The 8,156-nt window shown below is 64.1% G+C and carries 4 protein-coding genes and 1 pseudogene; 3 read left to right on the top strand and 2 right to left on the bottom strand.

All coding sequences use genetic code 11. The features are described 5' to 3' along the window. Positions 1–768 (bottom strand): SIS domain-containing protein (locus G3436_RS06890; protein ID WP_163942821.1); only part of this gene is annotated, 768 nt, incomplete at its 3' end. A gap of 107 nt (positions 769–875) precedes the next feature. Between G3436_RS06890 and zwf the strand changes: the two genes are divergently transcribed. Both zwf and G3436_RS06880 read left to right on the top strand, forming a co-directional pair. Then, entirely contained in the window at positions 876–2,318 is a 1,443-nt protein-coding gene (gene zwf / locus G3436_RS06885; protein WP_163942817.1) for a glucose-6-phosphate dehydrogenase, read from the top strand. Positions 2,319–2,407: 89 nt separating this feature from the next. After that, positions 2,408–2,725: a hypothetical protein gene (locus G3436_RS06880; protein ID WP_163942813.1), complete on the top strand. Its 318-nt coding sequence runs from the start codon at positions 2,408–2,410 to the stop codon at positions 2,723–2,725. 61 nt (positions 2,726–2,786) lie between these two features. Here the strand turns inward: G3436_RS06880 and G3436_RS06875 are convergent, their stop codons facing one another. Continuing rightward, positions 2,787–5,657, bottom strand: a complete 2,871-nt coding sequence (locus G3436_RS06875) for an EAL domain-containing protein (RefSeq protein ID WP_163942810.1) — start codon at positions 5,655–5,657, stop codon at positions 2,787–2,789. 235 nt (positions 5,658–5,892) lie between these two features. Between G3436_RS06875 and uvrD the strand changes: the two are divergent. Continuing rightward, a pseudogene (gene uvrD, locus G3436_RS06870) lies at positions 5,893–8,075 on the top strand (DNA helicase II). Positions 8,076–8,156: the final 81 nt, after the last annotated feature.

Genomic DNA, 8,156 nt, shown 5'->3' with positions numbered 1-8,156 from the left:
CATGGCCACGCCCATCGCCAGCACGTCGATCACCACCAGGTGGGCGATACGCGAGGTCAGCGGGGTATAGATCTCGGTGTCCTCATGCACGTCGATGGCCAGGTTGACCGTCGACAGCTCGGCCAGTGGGGTCTGGCTGGGGCACAGGGTGATCAATGTCGCGCCGCTTTCACGCACCAGGTTGGCCGTGATCAACAGGTCCTTGGAGCGCCCCGACTGAGAGATGCAGATAGCCACATCGCCGGGCTTGAGGGTCACCGCCGACATCGCCTGCATGTGCGGGTCGGAATAGGCCGCCGCCGTCAGCAGCAGGCGGAAGAACTTGTGCTGCGCATCGGCCGCCACCGCACCCGACGCCCCGAACCCGTAGAACTCGACACGCTGGGCCTGGGCCATGGCGGTCACCGCACGCTGCAAGGCCTGGGCATCGAGGTGCTCGCGCACTTCCATCAGGGTGTGCAGGGTGGTGTCGAAAATCTTCAGGCTGTAGTCAGCCACCGAGTCGTCTTCATGGATCGCGAACTGGCCAAAACTCGCGCCCGCCGCCAGGCTTTGCGCCAGCTTGAGCTTGAGGTCCTGAAAGCCGGTGCAACCGATCGCCCGGCAAAAACGCACGATGGTCGGCTCGCTGATCCCGACGTTATGCGCCAGGTCGGCCATGGAGCTATGCATGACAGCCGCCGGATCCAGCAATACGTGATCGGCAACCTTCAGTTCCGATTTGCGCAGCAGATGGCGTGACTGGGCGATGTGTTGCAACAGATTCAAGGGCAGGACTCGGTTATGATCGGCTGACCGGGGTGTTGTAGCTTTCTTGTAGTTATACTACATGACCGGCGACCCGCCCAGCTAAACGATCTTGGAGCGTAGTGGTATTGACTATCCCGTGTGACATTCTGGTGTTCGGCGGCACCGGCGACCTGGCCCTGAACAAATTGCTTCCGGCGCTCTACCACCTGCTACGGGAAGGTCGACTGCACAACGCCGTGCGCATTATTGCGCTGGCCCGACGCGCCCTGCCGCGTGCGGCCTTTCTCTCGCTGGTCGAACGCCGTTGCCGCGCCCAGATTGCCCCGCAGGATTTCAGCGAGGAGGTGTGGCACCGCTTCGCCACGCGGCTCGACTACTTTTCCATGGATGCCTCGCAAAGTGCCGACTTCGGGCGCCTGGCACGCTTTCTCGGTGAACCGGGCGGGTTGACGCGGGTGTACTACCTGGCCACCGCCCCCAATCTGTTCGTGCCTATCGCAACCCACCTGCAAGTTGCCGGCCTGGTCGATAGCGAAGCGCGCATCGTGCTCGAAAAGCCCATCGGCCACTCTCTCGATTCCGCCACCGCGATCAACAGCGCCATCGGCGCGGTGTTTGCCGAACCCCAGGTGTTTCGCATCGACCACTACCTGGGCAAGGAAACCGTGCAGAACCTCATGGCGCTACGGTTCGCCAATGCCCTGCTGGAACCGGTGTGGCGCACCAACCAGGTCGATCATGTGCAGATCAGCGTGTGCGAAACCCTGGGTGTGGAAAACCGCGGCGGTTACTACGACCGCGCCGGCGCCACCCGCGACATGCTGCAGAACCACCTGTTGCAACTGCTGTGCCTGGTGGCCATGGAACCACCGGCACAGTTCGAGGCCGAGGCGGTACGTGACGAGAAAGTGAAGATTCTCAAGGCGCTCAAGCCCATCACCGGGCAAGACGTACAGGACAAGACCGTGCGCGGCCAATACAGCGCCGGCAAGATCGGCGGGCAGGAAGTGCCGGCCTACTACTTCGAGAAAGACGTCGACAACGACAGCGATACCGAGACCTTCGTCGCCGTCCAAGCGCATATCAACAACTGGCGCTGGGCCGGCGTGCCGTTCTACCTGCGCACCGGCAAACGCCTGGCCAAGCGCTCGTCGCAGATCGTCATCCAGTTCAAGCCGGTGCCACACCGCCTGTTCGACGGCGACCAGGCCAACCAGTTGCTGATCCAGCTGCAACCGGACGAGCGCATCAGCCTGCAGATGATGACCAAGGCACCCGGCAAGGGCATGCGCCTGGAGCCGGTGGAACTGAACCTGAACCTGGCCCAGGTGTTTGGCCAGACACGGCGCTGGGACGCCTATGAACGCCTGCTGCTGGACGTCCTGGAGGGCGACTCGACCCTGTTCATGCGCCGTGACGAGGTAGAGGCCGCATGGGCTTGGATCGATCCTATCCTGACCGGCTGGCAGGAGCATTTTCAGGCGCCACGACCCTATCCTGCGGGCTCGAACGGCCCGGACCAGGCGCACAGCCTGCTGGCGCACCAGGGCCGTGCCTGGCACGGCTGAAGCCTTTCCTGCTGCCAGCCAGGGCGGTGCTGTTCGATAGTGGGCACGCAACACGACAACCCCATCACTATTGAACGAGGTACAAAGGAATGTACGTAAAAGCACACAGCTGGACCGCCCAGAACGACCAGATGCCAGGCAACGTCAAGTTTCGCGTGCAGGGCAGCGTGTCCGTTGCCACTGCGGCCATCGTGCCGGTGCTGGTCAAGCGCGAAATCCAGGACAAGTCGCATGCCCTGGCGCTTGAGCTGAAACTGGAAAACGTGGATGCACTGGCGGCGCAGGTCATTACCGAACGTGCCGTCAGCTTCGAACTGAACGGCGACCACAGCAACATTCCGAAAGTGGAAATTTTCCACGACGGCAAGCTGCTGGTGAGCCTGGACGAGATCCTGGTCACCCACTGACCAGCAAGCGGCGCCTCGCGGTAAGCCCAGGGCCCCGATGATCGGGGCCCTGGCTCTGGCACTACCAGCGCCGGTCTTCGCGCAGCAAGCCGGCCAGTGTGTCGGCCTCCACCGGCCGGCTGATCAGGTAGCCCTGCACTTCGTCACAGCCCTGCTCGCGCAGGAATGCCAACTGCTCGACGCTCTCGACCCCCTCGGCCACCACCTGCAGGTCCAGGCTGTGGGCCATGACGATGATCGCGCGGGTGATCGCGGCGTCTTCGCTGCCTTCACTGAGGCCGCGAATAAAGGTCTGGTCGATTTTCACGTAGTTCACCGGGAAACGCTTGAGGTAGCTGAGCGACGAATAGCCGGTACCGAAATCGTCGATCGCCAGCTTGACGCCCAGCGCATGCAACTGGTGAAAGGTCGTGATGATGTGTTCGACGCCATCGAGCAACTGGCTTTCGGTCAGCTCCAGCTCCAGCAGGTGCGGCGCCAGCCCGCATTCATCCAGCACCTGGCGCACCAGGCTGACCAGCTTGCCCTGGCGCAACTGATACACCGACAGGTTCACCGACACGCGTATCGGCGCCAGCCCCTGCCGTTGCCATTCGCAGGCCTGCCAGCAGGCCTGGCGCAACACGAATTCGCCCATGGGCGCGATCAGTCCGGTTTCTTCGGCCAGACCGATGAAGTCCCCCGGCGGCACCATGCCCCACTGCGGGTGATGCCAGCGCACCAGCGCTTCGGCGGCATGCAGACGGCCACTGCGCAGGCACAGCTTGGGCTGGTAGTAGACCTCCAGCTGATGCTCTTCGATGGCCTTGCGCAGCTGGTTTTCCAGCTGCAGGCGCTCCAGGGTACTGGCCTGCAGGCTTTCGGTGTAGAACTGGAAGCCGTCACCGCCCAGGTGCTTGGCATGCTGCATGGCCATGTTGGCTTGGCTGACCAGCGCCGTGACATCCAGGCTCGCATCCGGTAGCAGGCTGACGCCGATCGATGCGCTGATCACCAGTTCATGCCCGTCGACCCGCAACGGCACGCGCAGCTTGTCGAGTAGCCGCGAAGCCACCCGTACCAGGCTGGACAGGTTGGTATAACCGTCGAACAGTACCGCGAACTCGTCACCGGAGAGGCGCGCCACCGTGTCGGCCTCGGGCACCGCATTGCCAATGCGTTGCGCCATTTTCTTGAGCAACTGGTCGGCCACCTCATGCCCGAGGCTGTCATTGAGCAGCTTGAAGCGGTCCAGGTCGATGTGCAGCAACGCCAGGCTGCGCCCGCTGCTGCGCAGGCGCTGGCCAGCCTCGTGCAGGCGCAGGCGGAACAACGCGCGGTTGGCCAGGCCGGTCAGCTCGTCGTAATGGGCCAGGTAGCGCAGGCGCTCCTCGGACTCACGGCGTGCCGACAGGTCGGTGAAAAAGCCGACGATATTGCTGACGTTACCCCGTGCATCCCCCACGGCAGTCAGTTGCAGCCACTGCGGATAGAGCTCGCCGTCCTTGCGCGCCTCCACCAGTTCGCCCTGCCAGTGGCCGTGCTGGGCCAGGGCCTGGTCGATGGCCGACGAGTGCCGGCACGCATCACGGCTGCAGGGCAGCGCCAGTGCGTTACGCCCCAGCAGTTCTTCACGCGGGTAGCCGGTGATGCGGCAGAACGCCTGGTTGACGGCCAACAAGCCGTAGCCAGGGTCAAGAATCGCGATCCCCTCGCTGGCCGCCTCCAGCACAGTGGCAGCCAGGCGTTGCTGCTCTTCCTGGGCCTTGCGTGCACTCACGTCCCGCCGGGTGCCGAGCATGCGCAGGACGCGCCCGTCGGCATCACGCTCCACAGCCCGGCCACGGTCTTCGATCCAGCACCAGTGACCGTTGCTGTGACGGACGCGGTACTCGATACAGTAGTCGTCGGTGCGGCCCTTGAGGTGTTCGACCAGGGTGCGCTTGAGCAGCGGCAGGTCCTCCGGGTGCAGGCGCGGCTTGAGGTCGGTCAGCATCGCCTGGACCTGGTCCGGGCTGAGGCCGAACAACTCGCGCAACTGGGTGTGGTGCACCTCGTCGGTGTCCAGGTTCCAGTCCCACAGCCCCAGCTCGCTGGCCTCCAGTGCCAGCGCCAGGCGCTGTTCGCTCTTGCTCAAGGCCTGGTTGGCCTGGTCCAGTTGCTGGCTGCGCTGCGCCACCCGCGACTCCAGCCCGGCCTGGGCCTGGCGCAGTTGCTCCTCAATCAGGCGGCGCTGCTCGACCTCCGTCGCCAGCGCCTGGTTGAGCCGTTCGCTTCGGGTCTGCGCCGCCTGCAGGTGCTCGATCAGCGCCTGGTTCTGGAAGCGCCGCAACAAGCCGTCCTCGATCCGCCGATTGACCTGCCAGGCCACCACCGACAGTGACCCCAGCAGGATCAGCCCAAGCCAGCCCCAGCCCTGCTGCTGCGTATCGCCGCTCCAGAACAGGAACACGATCGGCGGCACCAGGCAGGGCAAGGCAAAGCTCAGAAACGCCGGCAGGCTGACCGCATACGCCACGCTGGCAGAGAGTGTCGCGGCCCCCAGCAAGCCGAATACCCAGGCCTGCTGCACGAAGTTATCCACAGGCACCAGGGCAATCGCCGCACTGCCCAGGGTCAGCCCGCTGAAGGCCGAGCCCAGCAGGAACATATGCCACCAGCTCGGCTGTGACTGACGCTCCGGCATGGCCGCATCGAAGGCCGCGACCTGAACCACGCGCAACGCCACCAGGGCCATCATCCAGACGATCCAGATGCTCACCAGCAGGTAACGCTGCGGGCTCCACAGCAACCAGGCGCACACCAGGCCATTGAGCAGCATGAACAGCGTCGGCAGCAGCGACCCCTGATACAACAGGCGCGTGCGTTCGACGGCCAGCTGCGTGGCGAACTGTTTGCGGATACTCCGACGCGCCTCGAGTGGCACGCTGGCGGGGGCAGATGCGAGGGTCATAGGCAATGTTCTTGTAATGGTGAGCCTTGAACGAGCACGGAGCATACACAAGCCGGCGCGTCGGCCAAACTGCTCTGGGTCATATTTTGCGCCTCGCCAGCGTCGCTCGCGGTTTTGCTGCCGGACGCTCAAGCACGCGGGCCAAGGGCGCGGGCCGATGGATGGGGATTGGCCAGGCGGATCTTTTTCCACTGCGGGTTTGCCCCAGGCTCCCTTGCGCCCCTAAAATGGCCGGATGCGCGATGACCTCTCCCTCCTGTTGAACTCCCTCAACGACGCCCAACGCCAGGCCGTAGCGGCCCCGCTTGGTCGCCAGTTGGTTCTGGCCGGTGCCGGCTCCGGTAAAACCCGAGTGCTGGTGCACCGTATCGCCTGGTTGATCCAGGTCGAACAGGCCTCCCCCCATTCGGTACTGTCGGTGACCTTCACCAACAAGGCTGCCGCCGAGATGCGCCAGCGCATCGAGCAACTGATGGGGATCAATCCCGCCGGCATGTGGGTAGGCACCTTCCACGGCCTGGCCCATCGCCTGTTGCGGGCGCACTGGCAGGAGGCAGGGCTGAACCAGAACTTCCAGATCCTCGACAGCGACGACCAGCAGCGCCTGGTCAAGCGGGTGATCCGCGAGCTGGGGCTGGACGAGCAGCGTTGGCCGGTACGCCAGGCGCAATGGTTCATCAACGGGCAAAAGGACGAAGGCCTGCGCCCGCAGCACATCCAGGCCAGTGGCGATCTGTTCCTGGGCACCATGCGCAGCATCTATGAAGCCTACGAGGCGGCCTGCCAGCGCGCTGGGGTGATCGACTTCTCAGAACTGTTGCTGCGCGCCCTGGACCTGTGGCGCGACAACCCGGGCCTGCTACAGCATTACCAGCGCCGTTTCCGCCACGTGCTGGTGGACGAGTTCCAGGACACCAACGCCGTGCAGTACGCCTGGTTGCGCCTGCTGGCCCAGGGTGGTGACAGCCTGATGGTGGTGGGCGACGACGACCAGTCCATCTATGGCTGGCGCGGTGCCAAGATCGAGAATATCCATCAGTACAGTGCCGACTTCCCCGACGCGCAGATGATCCGCCTGGAGCAGAACTATCGCTCCACCGCCGGCATCCTCAAGGCCGCCAACGCCCTGATCGCCAACAACAGCGACCGCCTGGGCAAGGAGTTGTGGACCGACGGTGGCGACGGCGAGCCGCTGAGCCTGTACGCCGCGTTCAACGAACATGACGAAGCCCGCTACGTGGTCGAAACCATCGAGAGCGCCCTCAAGACCGGCATGGCGCGCAGCGACATTGCCATTCTGTACCGCTCCAACGCCCAGTCACGGGTGCTCGAAGAAGCCCTGCTGCGCGAGCGCATCCCGTACCGCATCTATGGCGGCCAGCGCTTCTTCGAACGTGCCGAAATCAAGAACGCCATGGCCTACCTGCGCTTGCTCGAAGGCCGCGGCAATGACGCCGCGCTGGAGCGGGTAATCAATGTGCCGCCACGCGGCATCGGCGAGAAGACGGTCGAAGCGATCCGCGAGCACGCACGCCACGCCCAGGTGTCGATGTGGCAGTCGATGAGCCTGCTGATCGCCAACAAGGGCCTCAAGGGCCGTGCCGCCAGTGCATTGGCCGCGTTCATCGAGCTGATCGAGAACCTCGCCGCCAAGGTGCTGGAGATGCCGCTGCACCTGATGACCCAGACCGTCATCGAACAGTCCGGGCTGATTACCTATCACCAGGAAGAAAAGGGTGAAAAGGGCCAGGCACGGGTAGAAAACCTCGAGGAACTGGTCAGCGCCGCACGCAACTTCGAAACGGCCGAAGAAGATGCCGAGCTTTCACCGCTGGCGGCGTTCCTCGGCCATGCCTCGCTGGAAGCCGGCGACGCCCAGGCCGACGAGCATGAAGACAGCATCCAGCTGATGACCCTGCACAGTGCCAAGGGCCTGGAGTTCCCCCATGTGTTCCTGGTGGGCATGGAAGAAGGCCTGTTCCCGCACAAGATGAGCCTGGAAGAGCCTGGCCGTCTGGCAGAAGAACGCCGCCTGGCCTACGTGGGCATTACCCGCGCCATGCAGCATCTGGTGATGACCTACGCCGAAACCCGCCGCCTGTACGGCAGCGAGACCTACAACAAGGTGTCGCGCTTCGTGCGCGAGATACCGGCAGGGCTGGTGCAGGAAGTACGCTTGTCCAACAGCGTCAGCCGGCCATTCGGGTCGGGCCAGAAGCAGAGTTCGAGCAGCCTGTTCGGTGCGGCGAACATCCCTCAAACCGAGTTCAACCTGGGCCAGCACGTGCAGCACGCGGTGTTTGGCGAAGGCGTGATTCTCAATTTCGAAGGCGCGGGTGCGCAGGCCAGGGTGCAGGTGAACTTTGCCGAAGGCAGCAAGTGCTGATGCTCGGCTACGCCAAGCTGGAGCCACTGTAGGTGCCTTTCGCGGGCAAGCCAGCTCCCACAGGTGCTCAGCTGACCTCAGCATCAGCGGTAGTCCTGTAGGAGCTGGCTTGC

The sequence above is a fragment of the Pseudomonas brassicae genome, assembly GCF_010671725.1.
Taxonomy (GTDB): Bacteria; Pseudomonadota; Gammaproteobacteria; order Pseudomonadales; family Pseudomonadaceae; genus Aquipseudomonas; species Aquipseudomonas brassicae.
Note: the sequence above shows the minus strand (reverse complement) of the source record. Positions and strands in the feature narration are given on the sequence as shown.

Bases quoted from the DNA above. Each gene is read 5' to 3' on its own strand.
- G3436_RS06880 (WP_163942813.1), top strand. From the start codon at position 2,408: ATGTACGTAAAAGCACACAGCTGGACCGCCCAGAACGACCAGATGCCA.
- G3436_RS06875 (WP_163942810.1), bottom strand. From the start codon at position 5,657: ATGACCCTCGCATCTGCCCCCGCCAGCGTGCCACTCGAGGCGCGTCGG.